At 63.9% G+C, this 20,177-nt stretch carries 17 protein-coding genes and 4 tRNA genes; 9 read left to right on the forward strand and 12 right to left on the reverse strand.

Annotated elements, in window-relative coordinates:
* Positions 1–6: 6 nt before the first annotated feature.
* The 11 genes from C7C56_RS20460 to C7C56_RS20510 all read right to left on the reverse strand — a co-directional run bounded on the left by C7C56_RS20460 (position 7) and on the right by C7C56_RS20510 (position 11,755).
* A tRNA-Asp gene (locus tag C7C56_RS20460) sits at positions 7–83 on the reverse strand.
* A gap of 186 nt (positions 84–269) precedes the next feature.
* Positions 270–346, reverse strand: a tRNA-Asp gene (locus C7C56_RS20465).
* Positions 347–375: 29 nt separating this feature from the next.
* Positions 376–451 (reverse strand) — tRNA-Val (locus tag C7C56_RS20470).
* Positions 452–513: 62 nt separating this feature from the next.
* Positions 514–786, reverse strand: coding sequence for an HU family DNA-binding protein (locus C7C56_RS20475; protein WP_106759216.1), 273 nt, complete (start codon positions 784–786; stop codon positions 514–516).
* Between the two features lie 238 nt (positions 787–1,024).
* Positions 1,025–3,433: an endopeptidase La gene (gene lon / locus C7C56_RS20480; protein ID WP_106759217.1), complete on the reverse strand. Its 2,409-nt coding sequence runs from the start codon at positions 3,431–3,433 to the stop codon at positions 1,025–1,027.
* Positions 3,434–3,717: 284 nt separating this feature from the next.
* Positions 3,718–4,986 (reverse strand): ATP-dependent Clp protease ATP-binding subunit ClpX, encoded by a 1,269-nt coding sequence (gene clpX / locus C7C56_RS20485; RefSeq protein ID WP_106759218.1) that lies wholly within the window; start codon positions 4,984–4,986, stop codon positions 3,718–3,720.
* Between the two features lie 171 nt (positions 4,987–5,157).
* Positions 5,158–5,775 (reverse strand): ATP-dependent Clp endopeptidase proteolytic subunit ClpP, encoded by a 618-nt coding sequence (gene clpP, locus C7C56_RS20490; protein ID WP_106759219.1) that lies wholly within the window; start codon positions 5,773–5,775, stop codon positions 5,158–5,160.
* A gap of 28 nt (positions 5,776–5,803) precedes the next feature.
* Complete coding sequence (tig, locus tag C7C56_RS20495; protein ID WP_106759244.1) at positions 5,804–7,147, reverse strand: trigger factor; 1,344 nt, start codon at positions 7,145–7,147, stop codon at positions 5,804–5,806.
* Between the two features lie 31 nt (positions 7,148–7,178).
* Positions 7,179–7,265 (reverse strand) — tRNA-Leu (locus C7C56_RS20500).
* A 255-nt stretch (positions 7,266–7,520) separates the two neighbouring features.
* The gene (locus tag C7C56_RS20505) at positions 7,521–10,607 is read right to left on the reverse strand and encodes an efflux RND transporter permease subunit (RefSeq protein ID WP_106759220.1); all 3,087 of its coding nucleotides are present in this window, start codon (positions 10,605–10,607) and stop codon (positions 7,521–7,523) included.
* Positions 10,604–11,755, reverse strand: coding sequence for an efflux RND transporter periplasmic adaptor subunit (locus C7C56_RS20510; RefSeq protein ID WP_146204575.1), 1,152 nt, complete (start codon positions 11,753–11,755; stop codon positions 10,604–10,606). The genes C7C56_RS20505 and C7C56_RS20510 overlap by 4 nt, the downstream gene beginning before the upstream one ends.
* A 157-nt stretch (positions 11,756–11,912) precedes the next feature.
* On the opposite strand from C7C56_RS20510, the gene hpnC reads away from it, so the two are divergent.
* The 6 genes from hpnC to C7C56_RS20535 all read left to right on the forward strand — a co-directional run bounded on the left by hpnC (position 11,913) and on the right by C7C56_RS20535 (position 17,008).
* The gene (gene hpnC / locus C7C56_RS20515) at positions 11,913–12,722 is read left to right on the forward strand and encodes a squalene synthase HpnC (protein ID WP_106759221.1); all 810 of its coding nucleotides are present in this window, start codon (positions 11,913–11,915) and stop codon (positions 12,720–12,722) included.
* Between the two features lie 144 nt (positions 12,723–12,866).
* Complete coding sequence (gene hpnD, locus C7C56_RS20520) at positions 12,867–13,700, forward strand: presqualene diphosphate synthase HpnD (protein ID WP_106759246.1); 834 nt, start codon at positions 12,867–12,869, stop codon at positions 13,698–13,700.
* Positions 13,693–15,048 (forward strand): hydroxysqualene dehydroxylase HpnE, encoded by a 1,356-nt coding sequence (hpnE, locus tag C7C56_RS20525; protein WP_106759222.1) that lies wholly within the window; start codon positions 13,693–13,695, stop codon positions 15,046–15,048. Before hpnD ends, hpnE begins: the two co-directional genes overlap by 8 nt.
* A 163-nt stretch (positions 15,049–15,211) precedes the next feature.
* Positions 15,212–15,355, forward strand: coding sequence for a hypothetical protein (locus C7C56_RS29020; RefSeq protein ID WP_181373270.1), 144 nt, complete (start codon positions 15,212–15,214; stop codon positions 15,353–15,355).
* A 22-nt stretch (positions 15,356–15,377) separates the two neighbouring features.
* The gene (locus tag C7C56_RS20530) at positions 15,378–16,181 is read left to right on the forward strand and encodes a DUF1700 domain-containing protein (protein WP_106759223.1); all 804 of its coding nucleotides are present in this window, start codon (positions 15,378–15,380) and stop codon (positions 16,179–16,181) included.
* Positions 16,182–16,198: 17 nt separating this feature from the next.
* Positions 16,199–17,008, forward strand: coding sequence for a head GIN domain-containing protein (locus C7C56_RS20535; protein ID WP_106759224.1), 810 nt, complete (start codon positions 16,199–16,201; stop codon positions 17,006–17,008).
* Positions 17,009–17,091: 83 nt separating this feature from the next.
* Here C7C56_RS20535 and C7C56_RS20540 read toward each other — a convergent pair whose 3' ends face one another.
* Positions 17,092–18,366, reverse strand: a complete 1,275-nt coding sequence (locus C7C56_RS20540; protein ID WP_106759225.1) for a TIGR03862 family flavoprotein — start codon at positions 18,364–18,366, stop codon at positions 17,092–17,094.
* 155 nt (positions 18,367–18,521) lie between these two features.
* On the opposite strand from C7C56_RS20540, the gene C7C56_RS20545 reads away from it, so the two are divergent.
* The 3 genes from C7C56_RS20545 to C7C56_RS20555 are packed head-to-tail and all read left to right on the forward strand — an operon-like array spanning position 18,522 to position 20,122.
* On the forward strand, positions 18,522–18,836 hold the full coding sequence (locus C7C56_RS20545; RefSeq protein ID WP_106759226.1) for a YbjQ family protein: 315 nt from the start codon (positions 18,522–18,524) through the stop codon (positions 18,834–18,836).
* A gap of 6 nt (positions 18,837–18,842) precedes the next feature.
* Positions 18,843–19,298 carry a YbjQ family protein gene (locus C7C56_RS20550; protein ID WP_106759227.1) on the forward strand — a complete coding sequence of 152 codons (456 nt, stop codon included), beginning with the start codon at positions 18,843–18,845 and terminating at the stop codon, positions 19,296–19,298.
* A 2-nt stretch (positions 19,299–19,300) separates the two neighbouring features.
* A complete protein-coding gene (locus C7C56_RS20555; protein ID WP_106759228.1) occupies positions 19,301–20,122 on the forward strand; it encodes a M48 family metallopeptidase in 822 nt (273 codons plus the stop codon).
* Positions 20,123–20,177 lie beyond the last annotated feature (55 nt).

Raw genomic sequence — 20,177 nt, forward strand, 5'->3', positions numbered from 1 at the left:
TAATGTTGGCGGAGCGGACGGGACTCGAACCCGCGACCTCCGACGTGACAGGCCGGCATTCTAACCAACTGAACTACCACTCCGTGTACTGCTGTATTTTTCTTTGCGGAGTGGAAGCTGCCCGTACGGGAGGCCTCCATTCTACTATGTTCTGGCGGAGCGGACGGGACTCGCCTACATTCTGCAGGCCGCTGATTTCCTTGCAAGGAAATCTCTTCGTGTCCCAAACCGTGCTCCCCGCAGGGGGAGCACTCCATCAAACTTTGTTCTGGCGGAGCGGACGGGACTCGAACCCGCGACCTCCGACGTGACAGGCCGGCATTCTAACCAACTGAACTACCACTCCAAAAATACTTTTTTACAACGCTATCTGACTGGTAGGGGCTGACAGGCTCGAACTGCCGACCTACGCCTTGTAAGGGCGCCGCTCTACCAACTGAGCTAAGCCCCCAAAGGTTGTTCAACCACGGTGCCGCCAAATAGTTTCGACGATTGTCACCTCGTCGAAGGCAATTAGTTTACTGCATCCTTGAGCGCTTTGCCAGCTTTAAATTTAGGAACGCGCGCGGCGTCGATTTTGATCGCCTCCTTGGTGCGCGGGTTGCGTCCGGTGCGCGCCGCGCGCTCGCCGACCGAGAATGTCCCGAAGCCGACCAGGGTCACGCTGTCGTTCTTTTGCAGGCTGCCCGTCACCGCCACGATCATCGCGTCGAGCGCGCGCGTGGCCGAGGCCTTGGTAATGTCGGCCGACTTCGCGATCTCTTCGATCAGTTCCGTTTTGTTCACTCGTATCCCCGTTCCATGTGTGGCCGCGCCTGCGCGGACTGCGCAATCTCGCGCGCCTTTTAGCGTGCGGAAATAATCCGCAGCGCGTATTAAACAAGCCGCCTGCCTATTGTGTCAAGAGAAGGACGCAGGGAATTCGTATTGCACCGCAATGCGCCGCGGACCGTCGGCGTAGGCTTGCCCCAAAAGCAGACAAGCGCCACATGGGCGCTTGTCATTTACAACTGCGGATCCACTTTTAGTGCTTCACGACTTCGGCGCCGTCAGGCTGCACCGCGGCGGGTACGGCGGCCGCCACCGGCGCGGCCTCCACCACGGCGTCCGGCATGCGCTCAAGTGCGATCTCAAGCACCTTGTCGATCCAGCGCACCGGAACGATTTCGAGCTTGTTCTTCACGTTGTCGGGAATCTCGGCGAGGTCCTTGACGTTCTGCTCGGGGATCAGCACCGTCTTGATGCCGCCGCGATGCGCCGCCAGCAGTTTCTCTTTGAGTCCACCGATCGGCAGCACTTCGCCGCGCAGCGTGATCTCGCCCGTCATCGCCACGTCGGCCCGCACCGGAATGCCGGTGAAGATCGACACCAGCGCGGTGGTCATCGCGATGCCGGCCGACGGACCGTCCTTCGGCGTGGCGCCCTCCGGCACGTGGATGTGGATGTCGCATTTTTCGAACACGTCATTCTTGATCCCGAAGCGGTTGGCGCGCGAGCGTACCACCGTGCGCGCGGCCTCGATCGATTCCTTCATCACGTCGCCCAGCGTGCCGGTGCGGATGATGCCGCCCTTGCCCGGCATTTGCATCGCCTCGATGGTCAGCAGGTCGCCGCCCACCTCGGTCCATGCAAGGCCGACCACCTGGCCGATCGCGTTCTCTTTTTCGGCCACGCCGAAATCGTAGCGCCGCACACCGAGGAACTTGTCGATGTTCTTGTTGTTGATCGCGACCTTCTTGTCGGATTTTTTGAGCAGCAGCATCTTGACGACTTTGCGGCAGATCTTCGAGATTTCACGCTCGAGCGAACGCACGCCGGCCTCGCGGGTGTAATAGCGGATGATGTCGCGCAGTGCCGATTCGGCAACCGCGATCTCCTCCTCTTTGAGGCCGTTCGCCTTGATCTGCTTGGGCAGCAGGTAACGCTGCGCGATGCTGGTCTTTTCGTCCTCGGTGTAGCCGGACAGGCGGATCACTTCCATCCGGTCGAGCAGCGCCGGCGGGATGTTGTACGAGTTCGAGGTCGCCACGAACATCACATCGGACAGGTCGAAGTCGACCTCGATGTAATGGTCCGAGAACGTGTGGTTCTGTTCAGGGTCGAGCACCTCGAGCAGGGCCGACGACGGATCGCCGCGGAAATCGGCGCCCATCTTATCGACCTCGTCGAGCAGGAACAGGGGATTGCGCACGCCGACCTTGGACAGGCTTTGCAAAATCTTGCCCGGCATCGAGCCGATGTAGGTGCGGCGGTGTCCGCGGATCTCGGCCTCGTCGCGCACGCCGCCGAGCGCCATGCGCACGAACTTGCGGTTCGTGGCGCGCGCGATGGACTGGCCGAGCGAGGTCTTGCCCACGCCCGGGGGGCCCACGAAGCACAGGATCGGCGCCTTGAGCTTGTCGACGCGTTGCTGGACCGCGAGGTATTCCAGGATGCGTTCTTTAACCTTGTCGAGGCCGTAGTGGTCGCCCTCGAGCACCTTCTCGGCGTTCTCGAGATCGTTGTTGACCTTCGACTTCTTTTTCCATGGCAGCGCGACAAGCGTGTCGATGTAGTTGCGCACCACGGTCGCCTCGGCCGACATCGGCGACATCAGCTTGAGCTTTTTGAGTTCGTTGGTGGCCTTGTCGAGCGCCTCCTTCGGCATTTTGGCGGCCACGACTTTCTTCTCGAGCTCGTCGATGTCGGCGCCGTCCTCGCCCTCGCCCAGCTCTTTCTGGATCGCCTTGACCTGCTCGTTGAGGTAGTACTCGCGCTGCGATTTTTCCATCTGGCGCTTGACGCGGCCGCGGATGCGTTTTTCCACCTGCAGGATGTCGAGTTCGCCCTCGAGCTGGCCGAGCAGGTGCTCGAGGCGCTTGGCGACGTTGAAGATCTCGAGGATCACCTGCTTCTGCTCGAGCTTGAGCGGCAGGTGCGCGGCGACCGTGTCGGCCAGGCGGCCGGCGTCGTCGATGCCGGCCAGCGAGGCGAGGATCTCGGGTGGAATTTTTTTGTTCAGTTTGACGTACTGGTCGAACTGCTGGACGATCGCCCGGCGCATCGCCTCGACCTCGGAATCGTCGCCCACCTCGGACTGGATCGGGGTCAGGTCGGCGATGAAATGGCTCGGCGCGTCGCTGATGTGGTTGATGCGGGCGCGCTGGGCCCCCTCGACGAGCACCTTGACGGTGCCATCGGGAAGCTTAAGCATTTGCAAGATATTGGCCACGCAACCGATCTCGTAGATGTCGGACGCGGATGGCTCATCCTTGGCGGCGGCCTTTTGGGCGGCCAGCATGATGCTCTTGCCTTGCTCCATCGCGGCCTCGAGCGCCTTGATCGATTTCGGACGGCCGACGAACAGTGGTATCACCATATGCGGGAAGACGACCACGTCGCGCAACGGCAGTAAAGGCAGCGTCGTTTGCTCGGTTAATTTGGAAGTTGTCATGGCATACCTTTTTAGAAAACGTGTTTACGATGTTGGCACTGGCTGCCAAAACACAAGACCGGACGGTAAAAAATATTTCTACTGATAATTTAGATAATCACTTTTTTGATTAACTGAATTACATGGCCTGTTCAAAAAGTTTTAAAAGCATCAAATAAAAAAGCCACCGCGCAGCGCCGCTGCGAGTGGCTTTTCGATTGAAGCCTAATTCTTTTATTGAGATAAATTGTACCGCCAAGAATTAAGCTTTCAAACCCTTTTCGTTGTGTGCGCGCGGCACTTTTTCAATTTTCCCCCGACGCCTTGGCCGTTTCGCTGTAAATCAGCAAAGGTTTCGCGCCATTCGTGATCGAATTCTCATCGATTACGACTTTCACGACATTTTGCTGATTCGGCAGGTCGTACATGATGTCGAGCAAGGCGTGTTCGAGGATCGAACGCAAACCGCGCGCGCCAGTCTTGCGCGCCAATGCCTTTCGGGCAATCGCGTGCAAGGCGGCCGGGCGGATTTCGAGTTCGGCGCCCTCCATTTCGAGCAGCTTGGAATACTGTTTGATCAGCGCGTTTTTCGGTTCGATCAGGATCTGGATCAGCGCCTCCTCGGTCAGCTCGTTGAGGGTGGCGACGACCGGCAGGCGGCCGACGAGTTCGGGGATCAGGCCGAACTTGATCAGGTCTTCGGGCTCGGCCTCGAGCAGCACTTCTGAGCTGCTGCGCTGGGCCTGGCTCTTGACGCTGGCCGAGAAGCCGATGCCGCTCTTTTCGGAGCGGTTCTGGATGATCTTGACGAGGCCGTCGAAGGCGCCGCCGCAGATGAACATGATGTTGGTCGTGTCGATCTGGACGAAGTCCTGGTTCGGGTGCTTGCGCCCGCCCTGCGGCGGCACCGAGGCCATGGTGCCCTCGATCAGTTTGAGCAGCGCCTGCTGCACGCCCTCGCCGGAGACGTCGCGCGTGATCGACGGATTGTCGGATTTGCGCGAAATTTTGTCGATCTCGTCGATGTAGACGATGCCGCGCTGGGCCTTTTCGACCTCGTAGTTGCAGCTTTGCAGCAGCTTCTGGATGATGTTCTCGACGTCCTCGCCGACGTAGCCGGCCTCGGTCAGGGTGGTCGCGTCGGCGATCACGAACGGCACGTTGAGCATGCGCGCGAGCGTTTGCGCGAGCAGCGTCTTGCCCGAGCCGGTCGGGCCGACGAGCAAGATGTTGCTCTTGGCGAGCTCGACCTCGTCTTTTTTGCCCAGGTGTTTGAGGCGCTTGTAGTGGTTGTACACAGCCACCGACAAAATGCGCTTGGCGGTTTGCTGGCCGATCACGTACTGGTCGAGCAGCGCGGCGATCTCGTGCGGGGTGGGCAGGTCGGACTTGGCGCCCGTCACCGATTCGACGTTCGAGGTCTCGTCGCGGATGATGTCGTTGCACAGGTCGATGCACTCGTCGCAGATGAACACGGACGGGCCGGCGATGAGTTTCTTGACCTCGTGCTGGCTCTTGCCGCAGAACGAGCAGTACAGGAGTTTTTCGCCGCTGGAGGATTTTTTGTCTGACATGGGGCAGGTAAAGGTTGGTATTGCAATAAAGATAAGGCGTTGATCATAACACCGCGGCAACACCGCGGCCAGACCAAGCACGTACACAGCTGCCATGCTACCCGAAATAAAAACGAAACGCCCGAACCTTGCTGCGTCCGGGCGTTTTTCGGCTTCACTTTTGTAGATGCATCAAGCGCGGCTGGTCAAGACTTTGTCGATCAGACCATATTCGACCGCCTCGTCGCCGGACATGAAGCGGTCGCGGTCGGTGTCCTTGTGGATCTGGTCCATCGTCTTGCCGGTGCGCTCGGCAAGAATATGGTTGAGGCGCTCGCGCAGGTACAAAATTTCTTTCGCCTGGATTTCGATGTCCGAGGCCTGCCCCTGCGAGCCGCCCGACGGCTGGTGGATCATGATGCGCGAGTTGGGCAGCGAAAAACGCTTGCCCTTGGCGCCGGCGGCCAGCAGGAAGGCGCCCATCGAGGCCGCCATGCCCGTGCACAGGGTCGAGACGTCGGGCTTGATGAAGTTCATCGTGTCGAAGATCGCCAGGCCGGCCGAGACCGAGCCGCCCGGGGAGTTGATGTAGAGCGAGATGTCCTTGTCGGGATTCTCGCTCTCGAGGAACAACAGCTGGGCCACGATCAAATTGGCCATCTGGTCGTGGACCGGGCCGACCATGAACACCACGCGCTCCTTGAGCAGGCGCGAATAGATGTCGTAGGACCGCTCGCCGCGTCCGCTCTGCTCAACCACCATTGGTATCAAACCAAGGGATTGTGTATCCAATGCCGGATTTCGGTTCATATGTCTCTTCCTGGAAAGAACTTCAACGTTACGCTTGTGCGTTGCTACCCATCAGTTCGTCGAACGCGACCGCGGTGGCGGTCACTTTCGCTTTGCTGAGCACATAGTTGACGACGTTTTCTTCCAATACAAGGGCTTCGACCTCCGACAGGCGCCGGCGGTCGCTGTAGTAGTACTTGAGCACTTCGCGCGGGTCTTCGTAGCTTTGGGCGAAATCTTCGATCTGGGCCTTGACCTGCTCGGCCGTCGCCTGCAGCGAGTTGTCGGACACCAGTTGCGACAGGATCAGCCCCAGGCGCACGCGGCGCTCGGCCTTGGCGGCGAACAGCTCTTGCGGGAATGGCATGTTTTTGACATCCATGCCGCGCTGGGCCATGTCCTGGCGGGTCATTTCGGCGAGGCGCTCGGCGTCCTGCGCGATCATGACCTTTGGAACTTCCATGTCGGTCGCGGCAAGCAGCGCGTCCATCACGGCTTCTTTGTTGCGCGCCTTGACGCGGCCCGACACTTCGCGCTCGAGGTTGACCTTGATGTCCGCGCGCATTTTGTCGAGGTCGCCGTCTTCCATGCCCAGCGTCTTGGCGAATTCGCCGTCGACCGCCGGCAGGTGCGCCCACTCGAGTTTTTTGAGGGTGATGGTGAACTGGGCGGTCTTGCCGGCCACGTCCGCGCCATGGTAGTCAGCCGGGAAGGCCAGGTCGAAGGTCTTCGATTCACCGGCCTTGAGGCCGATCGTGGCCGCCTCGAACTCGGGCAGCATGCGCCCTTCGCCGAGCACGAAGGCGTAGTCTTCGGCTTTGCCGCCTGGGAACTCGACACCGTCGATCACGCCGGTGAAGTCGACCGTGGCGCGGTCGCCGCTTTGTGCGGACTGGTCCGCGCCGCCGTCGCCGTGCTCGCCTGCCTCGCCCTTGACGTGGTAGTGCACGCGCTGCTTGCGCAGGATGTCGATGGTCTTGTCGATCTCGGCGTCGGACACTTCAGCCTTGACCGTGGTGATTTCGGCTGCGGCGAGGTCGCTGATGACGACGTCTGGATAGACTTCGAAGGTGGCGTTGAACGTGAGCACGCCTTCCGGGCTGTCTTCTTTTGGCTCGATCGACGGGTAACCGGCGACGCGCAGTTCGTTTTCGTTGGCAGCGGCATTGAAGGCGCGGCCGACTTTGTCGTTGAGCACTTCCGATTCGATCTGGTAGCCGTATTGGGCCGCGACCATCTTCAGAGGAACCTTGCCTGGACGGAAGCCAGGCGCCTTGGCCGTTTTGGCCTGCTGTTTCAAGCGCTTTTCAACTTCCGTACGGACGTCAGTCAGCGGAAAAGAGATCGTCAGGCGACGCTCGAGTTTACCCAGGGTTTCGACTGCAGTTGCCATGTAAAAATCGTCCAAAAAATTAAAAAATTCGTGGTGCGAGGAGGGGGACTCGAACCCCCACACCATTGCTGGCGTCAGGACCTAAACCTGGTGCGTCTACCAATTTCGCCATCCTCGCGCTATTCGCCGCACTTGCAATCAGGAACTACCAACTTGACTGCGCATAAAAGCAAAGGGCGCCCGATGAACCGACCGGTCGCCCTGCACTGCCTTTATTAGGGGCTACAACATCAACCCGTTATTTTACTGGATTTTCTGACACGCTAGGGCGTTTTTTGATGGCGCCGCGGAACGGGCCCCATGGGGAGTCTCGTTATTCCACATTTCCACCGCGCTTCAACTATCGTTACACTACGCTTTTATTACGCCGCTGCTACTTCAGCTGCGGTTTTTTAACCCTGAAACAGGTCGCGTACAGCGCCGGCAGGAACAGCAATGTGAGCGCGGTCGCGACCACCAGCCCGCCCATGATGGCGACCGCCATCGGCCCCCAGAACACCGAGCGCGACAAGGGGATCATCGCCAGCGCGGCGGCCGCCGCCGTCAGCACGATCGGTCGGCAGCGGCGCACGGTCGATTCGATCACCGCGTCCCACGGCTCGGCGCCGTCGGCGATGTCCTGCTCGATCTGGTCGACCAGGATCACCGAATTGCGGATGATCATGCCGAACAGGGCGATCACGCCGAGGTTGGCGACGAAGCCGAACGGGCGCTGCAGGATCAGCAGCGCCATCGCCGCGCCCGCCACGCCCAGCGGGCCGGTCAGGAACACCAGCAGCGAACGCGAGAAGCTTTGCAGCTGCAGCATGAGCAGGGTGAAAACGATGAAGATCACCAGCGGCACGTTGGCCGCGATCGAGGCCTCGGCCGCCTTGCTGTCGGCGGCGGCGCCGGCCAGCGCCACCGAGTATCCGGCCGGCAGTGTGGCGCGGATCCCGGTGAGCTTGTCGCCGATCTGGGTCGACACGGTCGGGCCCTGGATGCCGTCGACGACATCGGACTGGACCGTGATGGCCCACGCCCTGCCCTCGCGCCAGACCACCCCCGGCTCCCACACGAAATGGGCGCGCGCGATCTGCGAGATCGTCACCGGCTTGCCCGAGCCGGTCGGGATGTTGGTGTCGTTGAGCACCGAGATGGTCGAGCGCTCCTCGACCGGCTGGCGCATCACGATGTCGATCAGCTTGTTGTCCTCGCGGAACTGGCCGACCGTCGTGCCCGACAGGATGGTGTTGGCCGCGCGCATCACCGTCTGCGAGGTCACGCCGAGCGCGCGCAGCTTGTCCTGGTCGAGGTCGAGGCGCAGCACCTTGACCGACTCGTTCCAGTTGTCGTTGACGCCGAGCGTGTTCGGATTGGCGCGCATGATCTCCTTGACCTGGTCGGCCAGGCCGCGCACGACGACCATGTCGGGGCCGGAGACGCGGAACTGGACCGGATACGGCACCGGCGGCCCGTTCGGCAGCAGCTTGACGCGCCCGCGCACCTCGGGGAAGTCGATTTTGAATTGCGCGATGATCTTCAGGCGCAGCGCCTCGCGGTTAGCCAGGCTGGTCGGCAGCACCACGATCTGGGCCACGTTGGTCTGCGGGAATATCTGGTCGAGCGGCAGGTAGAAGCGCGGGCTGCCGGTGCCCACGTACGAGGTCACGCTCTCGACATTGGGCTCGGCCCGCACGAAGGCCTCGAATTTTTTGGCCTGGGCCTCGGTCGCGGCGAAGGCGCTGCCCTCGGGCAGCCACAGTTCGACCATCAGCTCCGGCCGGCTCGAATCCGGGAAGAACTGCTTCTCGATGAACTTGAAGCCGAACACGCCGAGCCCGAACACGGCCAGGCTCAGCGCGATGGTGGTCTTGCGCCAGGTCACGCACCAGGTCACGACCCGGCGGAAACGCATGAAGCCGGGCGTGTCGAACAGCTCGTGGCCCTGCTCGCCCTGGGCGTGCGGCTTGACCTTGAGCAGCACGTAGCCGATGTAGGGCGTGAACACCACCGCCACCACCCACGAGATCAGCAGGGCCAGCGCGTTGACCGAGAACATCGAGAACGTGTACTCGCCCGCGGCCGACGCCGCCAGGCCGATCGGCAGAAAGCCCGCCGCCGTGATCAAGGTGCCGGTCAGCATCGGCATCGCGGTCGAGGTGTAGGCGTAGGTGGCCGCGTCGAAGCGCGACATGCCCTCCTCCATCTTGCGCACCATCATTTCGACGGCGATGATGGCGTCGTCGACGAGCAGGCCGAGCGCGATGATGAGCGCGCCGAGCGATATCTTGTGCAGGTCGATCTTGAGCATGCTCATGAACAGGAAGGTGATCGCGAGCACCAGCGGAATGGTCAGCGCCACGACCAGGCCCGGGCGGAAGTCGATCCGGAACGGCTTGGTGTGCATGCCCAGCGCCAGGAAGCTGACCGCGAGCACGATCAGCACCGCCTCGATCAGCACCTTGATGAATTCGCCGACCGAGGCCTTGACCGCGCGCGGCTGGTCCGACACACGCTCGAGGTTGATGCCGACCGGCAGCTTGGTCTTGATCTCGGCGATCGTCGCGTCGATGTTCTTGCCCATGGCGATGATGTTGCCGCCCTTTTCCATCGACACGCCCAGCCCGATCACCTCCTTGCCGTTGAAACGCATCTTGTCCTGCGGCGGATCCTTGTATTCGCGCTTGACCTTGGCGAAGTCGCCGAGCCGGAAGGTGGTGGAGCCCGAGCGCAATTCGAGCTCCTCGATGTCGCGCACGGTCTTGAGCGCGCCCGTCACTCGCACCTGCAGGTTGTCGGACGGGGTCACGAGCACGCCGGTCGACTCGACCGCGTTCTGGGTCGCGATCTGGCCGACGATGGCCTCGAACGGCACGCCTAGCTGGGCGAACTTTTTGTGCGAGAACTCGATGTTGATCTTTTCGTCCTGCACCCCGAACTGCTCGACCTTGGCCACGCTGGGCACGCGCAACAGTTGCTGGCGCACGAAATCGGCGTAGTCGCGCACTTCCGCGTAGGTGAAGCCGTCGCCCGAGAGCGCGAAGATGGAGCCGTAGGTGTCGCCGAACTCGTCGTTGAAGAACGGCCCGATCACGCCGCCCGGCAGGGTGCCGCGGATGTCGCCGATCTTCTTGCGCACCTGGTACCATGCGGCCGAGGTCTCCTTGGGCGGCGTCGATTCGCGCAACTGCAGGATGATCAGCGTCTCGCCCGGCTTGGAGTAGCTGCGGATCTTGTCGATGTTCGGGGTTTCCTGCAGCTTGCGTTCGAGCTTGTCGGTGACCTGCTCTGCCATTTGGACCGCGGTCGCGCCCGGCCACACGGCGCGCACCACCATGGCGCGGAAGGTGAACGGCGGGTCCTCGTCCTGGCCCAGGCTGCTGTAGCTGAGGATGCCGCCGATAAGCAGCGCGCCGATCAGGTAGCGCGTCAGCGCAATGTGTTCGAGGGCCCAGCGCGAAAGGTTGAACCCCCTCATTTGGCCACCTCGGAGGCGCCCGTTTGCGCCGTGCGCATGACCACCGAGGCCGGCACGTCGACGCCGAGCACCTTGACCTTTTGGCCGTTTTTGAGCTGGTTGACGCCGGCCGTGACCACGGTCTGGCCGTTGGCGATGCCGCCGACGAGAACGACCTCGTTGCCGCTGGTGCCGCCGATCTGCACCGGCACCATCTTGACGACGCCCTTCTCGACGACCCACACCGAGGTGGTCGATTTCTCGTGGTACAGCGCGCTCAAGGGCACGCGGATCACTGGGGTGGCCGTCTTGGACGAGAATTGCACCAGCGCCGTCATGCCGAGCTTGACGTCCGGGGTGTCCGGGATCGACACGCGCACGGGATACGTGCGGGTGGCGGGATCGGCCACGGGCGAGACCTCGCGCACCTTGCCCGCGATCACGTCCTGCGGGCGGGCCCACAGCCGCACCTTGACGTCGGCCACCTGGCGCATGCCATCGACCTTGTCCTCCGGGATGCCGATCACGATCTCCTTCTCGCTCGTCTTGGCCAGCCGCACCACCGGGGTGCCGGGCGAGACCACCTGCCCGACCTCGGCGTCGACCGCGGTGACCACGCCGTCGATGTCTGCCAGCAAACTGGCGTAACCGGCCTGGTTCGATTGGCCGCGGTAGGCGGCCAGCGCGGCGTCGACCTGGGCCTGGCTCGCCTTGAGGGCCGAGTTTTTGGCGTCGAGCACGGCCTGGCTGACGAAGTTTTTCGCGCGCAGCTCCTGGTAGCGCTTGAACTCGGCACGGGCGAAGTCGCGCGCGCTTTCGACCCCGCGCAGCGCGGCTTTTGCCTGCGACTGCGCCAGCTGCAGGTCCTGGGCGTCTAGTTGCATGAGCAACTGGCCGCGCTTGACGACCGTGCCCACGTCGACCTTGCGCGCGACGATCTTGCCGCCGACCCGGAAGCCGAGGCGCGACTCCACGCGCGAACGCACTTCGCCCGGATACTCCGCGTTGATATCGATGTCGCTGGCGTTGATCACGATCGCGCGCACCGGGCGCACGTCCTCGGTCTTGGGTGCCGGCTTCGAGCAGGCGCTTAGGACCAGCAGCGAACAAGCAAGCAAGGCGCTGGCGCGAAGGGGCGGACTCTGGCGCAGTTTTTTGAGGGCGGACACGGCGTTTTCCTTTAAGATGCGGGACTGTAAGTTGCTAAGCGGATATTACTCCGACTGATTGCGAATAACTAATGACTTTCCGGTTAGTAATTATAAACCGGTCCACTCCGTTTGCAAATGACTTTTGCGTCATTAAAATGATGCCTTTTGAAAAACCATGCCTGTAGAACATTACGAGAACTTTCCGGTGGCATCCTTCCTGCTGCCGCGCCGCCTGGTGCCGGCGGTCGAGGCGATCTACGCCTTCGCCCGCAGCGCCGACGACCTCGCCGACGAGGGCGACGCCCAGCCCGCCGAACGGCTCGCCGCGCTGCTCGCCTACGAGGACGCGCTGGGCCGGATCGAACGGGGCGAACCCGACACCGACCCCATGTTCACGCGGCTGGCCTTTGTCATCGGCCAGTACAAGCTGCCGCTGCGCCCGTTCCGCGACCTGCTGTCGGCCTTCAAGCAGGATGTGGTTACCAAGCGCTACAACGACTTCGACGCCCTGCTCGACTATTGCGCGCGCTCGGCCAACCCGGTCGGGCTGCTCATGCTCTGCCTGTACGGCGTGGCCGACGAGGCCAATGTGCGCGACTCGGACGCCATCTGCTCGTCGCTGCAACTGATAAATTTCCTGCAAGATGTCGCGATCGACCGCGAAAAGGACCGGATCTACATTCCACTCGACGATTTGGCGCGGCACGGGGTCGACCCGGCGCAACTCGACGCCGAACAGGTCGACGTGGCGTGGCGCGCGCTGATGGGTTTCGAGGTTGCGCGCGCGCGCGCGATGATGGTCGGCGGCGCCGCGCTGGCGCTGCGCCTGCCCGGGCGCATCGGCTGGGAGCTGCGACTGGTGGTCCAGGGCGGGCTGCGCATCCTCGAGGCGATCGAATTGGCCGGCTACGACGTGTTCCGGCACCGCCCCAAGCTCGGCAAGCGCGACTGGATCGTGGTGATCTGGCGCGCACTGCGCATGTAGTAAAGCGGCGGCGCTCCCGCAGTTTGGGATCAACTCGGGCACAACAGCGGCACAAAAGCACGCCAAAACGCGCCGCTTTTGCCTCCGGGCCGCTCGGGCACTATAGAATAGCGGCTTCGCATCGACCACCTTGCACTTTTGAACATGTCCCCCGACGAATACTGCCAACAAAAAACCGTCCAGAGCGGCTCGAGCTTCTACTACAGTTTCCTGTTCCTGCCGCCCGAGCGGCGCCGCGCGATCACCGCGCTGTACGCGTTTTGCCGGGAAGTGGACGACACGGTCGACGAATGCACGGACCAGTCGATCGCCCGCATCAAGCTGGCGTGGTGGCGCACCGAGGTGCAGGCCATGTACAAGGGCAACCCGACCCACCCCACGATGCAGGCCCTGCAGCCGCACCTCGCCGTCTACAATCTCGAGGAAAAACACCTGCAGGCGATCATCGACGGCATGGAGATGGACCTCGACCAGACCCGCTACCTCGACTACCCCGCGATGCAGCGCTATTGCTGGCACGTGGCGAGCGTGGTCGGCATTTTGTCGGCCAGCATTTTCGGGGTGACCGACCCGAAGACGCTCGAGTACGCCGAGAAGCTGGGCCTGGCCTTCCAGCTCACCAACATCATCCGCGACGTCGGCGAGGACGCGCGCAAGGGCCGCATCTACCTTCCCGTCAACGAGCTGCAGCAATTCGAGGTGACCGCGGCCGACCTGCTCAACGCGCGCCACAGCGAGCGCTTTGAAAACCTGATGCGCTTCCAGGTCGCGCGCGCCCAGAAGGTCTACGACGAGGCCTTCGCGCTGCTGCCCAAGCAGGATCGGCGCGCCCAGCGCCCGGGACTGATGATGGCCGCGATCTACCGCACCGTGCTCGAGGAGATCGAGCGCGACGGCTACCAGGTGCTCAAGCAGCGCACCTCGCTGACGCCGCTGCGCAAACTCTGGCTGGCCTGGAAGACCTACGTCCGTGGTTAAACCAGCATCCCGCGTCGCCGTCGTCGGCTCCGGCTGGGCTGGCTGCGGCGCCGCCGTCGAACTGGCGCGCGCCGGCTGCAAGGTCACCGTGTTTGAGGCCGCGCGCAGCCTCGGCGGGCGCGCACGCGGGGTGATGCTGCGCGACGTCATGCTCGACAACGGCCAGCACATCATGCTCGGCGCCTACAACGAGACGCTGCGCCTGCTGCGCCACGTCGGCATCGAACCGAAGCAGGCCCTGCTCAACCTGCCACTGCAGATGCGCTACGCGCCCGGTTCCGGCGGCATGGATTTCGTCGCGCCGCGCCTGCCGGCGCCGCTGCACCTGCTGGTGGCGCTGCTGCGCGCAAAGGGCCTCGTGCGCGAAGACAAGATGTCGCTGGCGCGCTTTTCCAGCACCGCGCGCTGGATGGGGTGGCGCCTCGACACCGACTGCAGCGTCAGCGAACTGCTCGACCGTTTCGACCAGACCGAGCGCTTGGTGAAACTGATGTGGCGCCCGTTGTGCCTGGCCGCGCTCAACACGGCGCCCGAACGCGCCTCGGCGCAGGTGTTTTTAAACGTGCTCAAGGACAGCCTCGGCGCCGGCCGCGCCGCCTCCGACATGCTGCTGCCGAAACGCGACCTTGGCAGCCTGTTTCCCAAAGCCGCCGCCGCCTATGTCGAACGACACGGCGGGCTGGTTCACCTCGGCGCCAAAGTCGAGCGCATCACGCCACTGGCGCGCAGCTGGCGGATCGAGGCGAGCGGCAGCGCCCTGGGCGGAGAGCCCGGCGGCGCTTACGACGCCGTGGTGCTGGCCACCGCGCCGCACGCCACCGGCGCCCTGCTCGCCGACCTGGAGCTGGACACGGTCAGCGCGCAACTGGCCGCGTTCTCGTACGAGCCGATCACCACCTGCTACCTCCAATACAGCGCCGGCACCACCCTGGCGCTGCCGTTCTACGCCCTGATCGACGACGGCGCGCGCGGCCACTGGGGCCAGTTCGTGTTCGACCGCGGCCAGCTCGACGCGGCGCAGATGGGGCTGCTCGCGGTCGTCATCAGCGCCTCGGGCGAGGCGGCCGCGCTGGGCCGCGAGGCGCTGGAGCTGGCCATCGCCGGCCAACTGGCCGGGGTGTTCGGCCGGCCTGAACTGGCCACGCCCGAATGGAGCGAGCTGATCACCGAAAAGCGCGCGACCTTCGCCTGCACCCCGGCGCTGGCGCGGCCGGCCAACGCGAGCGGGCTGCCCGGGCTGGTGCTGGCCGGCGACTACACCGCCGGCGACTACCCGGCCACGCTCGAATCGGCGGTGCGCAGCGGCATCCTGGCGGCCAAGGCCGTATTGCGCGATGCGCGCGGCTGAGTAGCGCGCGTCGCGCCGCCGCTTGCTTGTTACTTTCCTAAAAAGTCCTGTATTTGATCCGCCCAGCACGCCAAAAGTGCAGCCTGTCGCAATCCGATGGTTGCCCGTGGCGCGCTTGGGTAAAGTAGCACCATCGAAACAGGAATTGTAGAAAAGAAAAAAAGTGACCATCACCCTCGGATTGCGCGCACTCGGCCTTGTGGCTTTCGTTGCAGCCAGCACCACCGTGATCGTTGCACCACACTTATTCGGCGGCGCCTCGGCGAAGCCCGCACTTCATTCCGTCGCGGCCTTCGGCCACGCCTGAACGCACTGATACGGAGCACGACATGGGCAAAATGGAATTTCTCGACGCACTCAAGCGGGCCATGGCCGGACTGGCGCCCGAGTTGCAGGCCAAGACACTGGCCTACTACGAGCAGCGTTTCGTCGACGGCGAGGCCGCCGGCCGCGACGAACAGGATATCGCCAGGGAATTCGGCGATCCGAAGCAGATCGCGATGACGCTGCGCGCCAACACCCACATGAAGGCCTTCGAACAGGCCCGGAACCCGGCCAACTTCGTGCGCATGCTGTTCTCGGCGCTCGGTTTGCTGATCTTTAACCTGTTCATGCTGGTGCCGGCCATAGTCTACGCCGCCCTGCTCACGGCCATGTTCGCCGCCGCGCTCGGCCTGTACGTGGGCGGCATCGCCATCACCGCGAGCGGCTTGTCGGGCGCCAACGAGCTCGTGCTCGACGGCCCGATGCGCCACCTCGTGGTCAACGACGGGGGCGAGCCGGTCGGCGACGGCTCGCAAACCCGGATCACGATCGACGAGATGGGCATCCGCGTCAAGACCGAGAAGTCGGCCCATTCGGCGCATTCGGAACACGGCGCCGCCGCGGACGAGGCCGACGCCGCCGCCAACAAGCGCAACACGATCATCAACGCCGAGCGCCTGGCCAACCGCGGCATCCACATCACGACCGGCATGGACAGCGATTCGCGCGCCGCCCAGACCGCTTTGGGCTTGGCGACGCTGCTGGGCGGCATCATCTTGTTGCTCCTGTGCCTGGTGGTGTCGCGTTACACGCTGATCGGCATCAAACGTTACGTCCAAATGAATATATCCCTGATCAAGGGAAACTGATTGAAACTGGAGCCATCATGCGTACCTTAATCAAAATCGGCTTCGGCCTGCTGTTGCTCGCCTTTGTGTTGATCGGCCTGACCTACAGCATGTTGCGCGCCCAGGGCATCAGCGGCCCGTCGAACCGCGAAGGCCGCACCATCACCAGCGACACCCGCACCCTCGGGCCGGGCGTGCGCACCGTCAGCCTGAACGGGCCGATCGACATGACCTTGCGCCAGGGGCCGGTCGGCTCGCTCGTGGTGCGTGGCGAGAAGCGCCTGATCGACCATGTGGTCACCACGCAGGACGACGGCGAACTGCGCATCACGATCAAGGGCATGCTGATGCACCACCGCACCCCGCTGCAACTGGTGCTGGTGCTGCCTTCGATCGAGGGCGTGCAAGTCAAAGGCAGCGGCGACAGCACCGTCAACGGCTTCAGCGGCGAGCACCTCGACGTCCAGTTGCGTGGTTCCGGCTCGGTCAAGGTCAACGGCCGCTTCAAGGATGTGACGGCCGAAATGACCGGCAGCGGCGACCTCGATGTGAGCGCGGGAAATTGCGACCAGTTGAACGGCCAGTTGCGCGGCTCGGGCAAGCTGACCGTGGTCGGCGCCTGCACCACGCTCGACGCCAATCTGACCGGCTCGGGCGACCTCGATGCGCGCCACCTGACGGTGCAACAGGCGACTGTCAAACTGCAAGGTTCAGGGACCGCGGTCCTGCAGGCGGTCGAGTCGGTCGACGTGACGCTGCGCGGCAACGGCGACGTCATCGTCCACGGCAAGCCCGCGGAGCGCAACGTCAGCCGCACCGGCTCGGGCGAGGTCGTGTTCAAGGAATAGGCGAGGAGCCAGGCTAGGCGTAGCCGCTCGGCGGCGCATGCCGGCATGACCTCCAGCACGACCTGTTGCGCCGGCGCGCTGTTCTAAGTGATTGCGCCGCGCCCGTCCGCTTCGCGCCCGGCCTCGAGCCACGCGAGCGCGCCCCGCCCCGCCGCGCGCCCGCTTGCCAGGCAGGCCGTGAGCAAATAACCGCCCGTCGGCGCCTCCCAGTCGACCATCTCTCCGGCCACGAACAGGCCCGGCACGTCCCGCAACATCGACGTCGCCGGGTCGATCGCCTCGAAGCGCACCCCGCCCGCACTGCTGATGGCCTCGTCGATCGGGCGCGCGCGCCTGAGCACCAGCGGCAATCGCTTGATGGCGCCGGCCAGTTGCACGGGATCGGAAAATTGTTCCGCCGACAGGCATTCACGCAGCAGGCCCGACTTGACGCCCTTGAGCCCGAGCCGGCTTTGCAGGTGGCTCGACATCGAGCGCGCCCCGCGCGGGCGCGTCACTTCGGCCGCGACCCGTTCGGCGCTGAAGTCGGGCGCGAGGTCGAGGTGGACCGTGGCGCTGCCGTTGGCGGCGATCTGATCGCGCAGCGCGGCCGACATCGCATAGATCAGACTGCCTTCGACGCCGCCCGCAGTGACCACGAACTGGCCCTGCCGGCGCACGCTCGCGCCGTCGGCGTCGGTCCAGCAGACGGCCACGGTGGTCAGGGGCGCGCCGGCGTGGCGGCTGCTGAAGTGCGCGCTCCAATCGGTGTCGAAGCCGCAATTGGACGGCAGCAGCGGCGCCAGCGCCACCGACCGCGACGCCAGCAGCGGCATCCAGGCGCCGTCGGAGCCGAGCCGGGCCCAGCTCGCGCCGCCCAGCGCGAGGATCACCGCGTCGGCCCGCACGCTTGTTTCGCCGTCGGGGCCGGCCAGCAGCAAGGCGTCGCCACGCCAGCCGAGCCAGCGGTGGCGCATATGGAAGCGCACGCCCGATTCGCGCAGGCGGTGCAGCCACGCGCGTAGCAGGGGCGCCGCCTTCATTTCGGTCGGAAACACCCGGCCCGAGCTGCCGATGAAGGTCTCGACCCCGAGCCCGTGGATCCACTCGCGCACCGCTTGCGGCTCGAATGGCGCGAGCCAGGCCGCCACCTCGGGCGCGCGGGCGCCGTAGCGCGCGACGAAATCGGCATACGGCTCGGAATGGGTGATGTTCATGCCGCCCTTGCCCGCCAACAGGAATTTGCGCCCAACCGACGGCATCGCGTCGTAGAGGTCGACGCGCACGCCCGCCAGGCTGAGCACTTCGGCGGCCATGAGGCCGGCCGGACCGCCACCGATGACGGCCACGCGGGTGGGTTGGGCAATGCTTGTTGTCATGCGAGTGGGCCCGGCTGGCCGGGGAGTTTTTGCGCAAGCAGCATTGTATGCCAGTTGCCCGGGGCCGGAATGGCTTGATTATAGGCAATGCTGTCAAAACGAAATGATTCGGCTTACAATCGGGCGTTGTCCCACCACCCACAAAGGAATGCCCCATGTTCATGACCAATATCGAAACCGTCCCCGGCAAGTCCATCACCGTCTGTCACGGCGTCGTTTCGGGCAGCACCGTTCGCGCCAAGCACGTGGGCCGCGACATCATGGCCGGGCTCAAGAACATCGTCGGCGGCGAGCTCAAAGGCTATACCGAGTTGCTCGAGGAGTCGCGCGAGGCGGCGATCGCGCGCATGAAATCGCAGGCCGCGCAAATGGGCGCCAACGCGATCGTCAACGTCCGCTTCTCGACCTCGGCGGTGGCCGCCGGCGCCGCCGAGATCTACGTCTACGGCACCGCCGTCACCGTGGGCTAGGCGGCGATGGAACAACTTATTCCCTTATTATTTTGGGTCGTCCTGATCGTGCTCGGCTTCTTCTTCGGGCGCATCGCCGAGGCCAAGCACTACGCCTCGATCCACGCCCGCGAAAAGCAGTGGCTCGCGCTGCCGACCACGACCAGCAAGCACCCGATCGACGCGGCGCATCCGGTCGCGCGCGCCGAGCTCGTCACGGGCAGCGTGGTGGTCTCGGTCGACTACTTCAAGCGCGCGCTAGGCGTGCTGCGCGGCATCGTCGGCGGCCCCATGCAAGCCTACGAAACCCTGATCGACCGCGCGCGCCGCGAGGCCGTGCTGCGGCTCAAGGAAAGCTGCCCGGGCGCCAGCCAGATCATCAACTTGCGCCTTGACACGGCCTCGATCTCGGGCGGCGCCGAGGGCACGGTCGGCTCGGTCGAAGTGCTCGCATCTGGCACCGCGATCTACTTCGAGAAATAGGCTTGGAGTACGCGCCCAAGCTGCCCGAGCAAAACGACAACGTCTCGCACAACCGCCCGTTGCGCGAGTTCGTCCAGATACTGCTCACGCTGCTGGTGTTGTCCCTGTTCGTTTTCTGGTGCATGGGGCTGGCCGTCGACTACGCGGTCGAGCACATGGATCCGGACACCGAGGCGGCGATCAACAAGGTGATGGTGTTTCCGGGCGGCGAGACGGCGAAAGACAAGCTGCCGCAGCGGGCGCAATTGCAGGAACTGGTCGACAGCATGCAGCAATGCGCGGGCTTGACGGCCAAGGTGCAGGTGCACCTGCTCGACCGTGAAGAGGTCAACGCCGCGGTCGCTCCGGGCAACCATATGTTCGTGTTCGCGGGCCTGACCAAGCAGATCGGCTCGACCAACGGGCTGGCCTTCGTGCTGGCCCATGAGCTCGGCCACATCAGGCAACGCGATCCGCTGCGCGCGCTCGGGCGCGGCATGGTGCTGATGTCGGTGGTGGCCTTGCTGACCGGCGCCGATACGGGCGTGGCCGAGGTGCTCATTCCGGTCAACAAGATCGGGGAATCGCGCTATTCGCGCGCGCGCGAAAGCGGCGCCGACGCGCTCGCCCTGCAAATCCTCAATTGCCGTTTTGGCCATGCCGGCGGCGCGACCGAGTTTTTCGACCTGCTCAAGGCCGAACGGGGCCCCGGGTTTGCGCTCTCGCACTATGTCGCCTCGCATCCCGGCCTGCAGGCGCGCATCGACGCGATCAATCGCGGCATCGCGGCCGGCGCGATGAAAGTAGAGCCTGTGCAACCCTTCACACTGGCCGCGCCCAAATAGATGTAAAGCGTGCTTGACATCTGATTTGCCGCGCCTTAATATGTAAAGCATACTT

It is taken from the genome of Massilia glaciei (assembly GCF_003011895.2).
Classification (GTDB): domain Bacteria; phylum Pseudomonadota; class Gammaproteobacteria; order Burkholderiales; family Burkholderiaceae_D; genus Telluria_A; species Telluria_A glaciei.

Excerpts from the sequence above, each read along its gene's own strand:
- lon (WP_106759217.1), bottom strand. The coding sequence starts at position 3,433 with ATGACAACTTCCAAATTAACCGAGCAAACGACGCTGCCTTTACTGCCG.
- clpX (WP_106759218.1), bottom strand. The coding sequence starts at position 4,986 with ATGTCAGACAAAAAATCCTCCAGCGGCGAAAAACTCCTGTACTGCTCG.
- clpP (WP_106759219.1), bottom strand. The coding sequence starts at position 5,775 with ATGAACCGAAATCCGGCATTGGATACACAATCCCTTGGTTTGATACCA.
- tig (WP_106759244.1), bottom strand. The coding sequence starts at position 7,147 with ATGGCAACTGCAGTCGAAACCCTGGGTAAACTCGAGCGTCGCCTGACG.
- C7C56_RS20505 (WP_106759220.1), bottom strand. The coding sequence starts at position 10,607 with ATGAGGGGGTTCAACCTTTCGCGCTGGGCCCTCGAACACATTGCGCTG.
- hpnC (WP_106759221.1), top strand. The coding sequence starts at position 11,913 with ATGCCTGTAGAACATTACGAGAACTTTCCGGTGGCATCCTTCCTGCTG.
- hpnD (WP_106759246.1), top strand. The coding sequence starts at position 12,867 with ATGTCCCCCGACGAATACTGCCAACAAAAAACCGTCCAGAGCGGCTCG.
- C7C56_RS20530 (WP_106759223.1), top strand. The coding sequence starts at position 15,378 with ATGGGCAAAATGGAATTTCTCGACGCACTCAAGCGGGCCATGGCCGGA.
- C7C56_RS20535 (WP_106759224.1), top strand. The coding sequence starts at position 16,199 with ATGCGTACCTTAATCAAAATCGGCTTCGGCCTGCTGTTGCTCGCCTTT.
- C7C56_RS20540 (WP_106759225.1), bottom strand. The coding sequence starts at position 18,366 with ATGACAACAAGCATTGCCCAACCCACCCGCGTGGCCGTCATCGGTGGC.
- C7C56_RS20545 (WP_106759226.1), top strand. The coding sequence starts at position 18,522 with ATGTTCATGACCAATATCGAAACCGTCCCCGGCAAGTCCATCACCGTC.
- C7C56_RS20550 (WP_106759227.1), top strand. The coding sequence starts at position 18,843 with ATGGAACAACTTATTCCCTTATTATTTTGGGTCGTCCTGATCGTGCTC.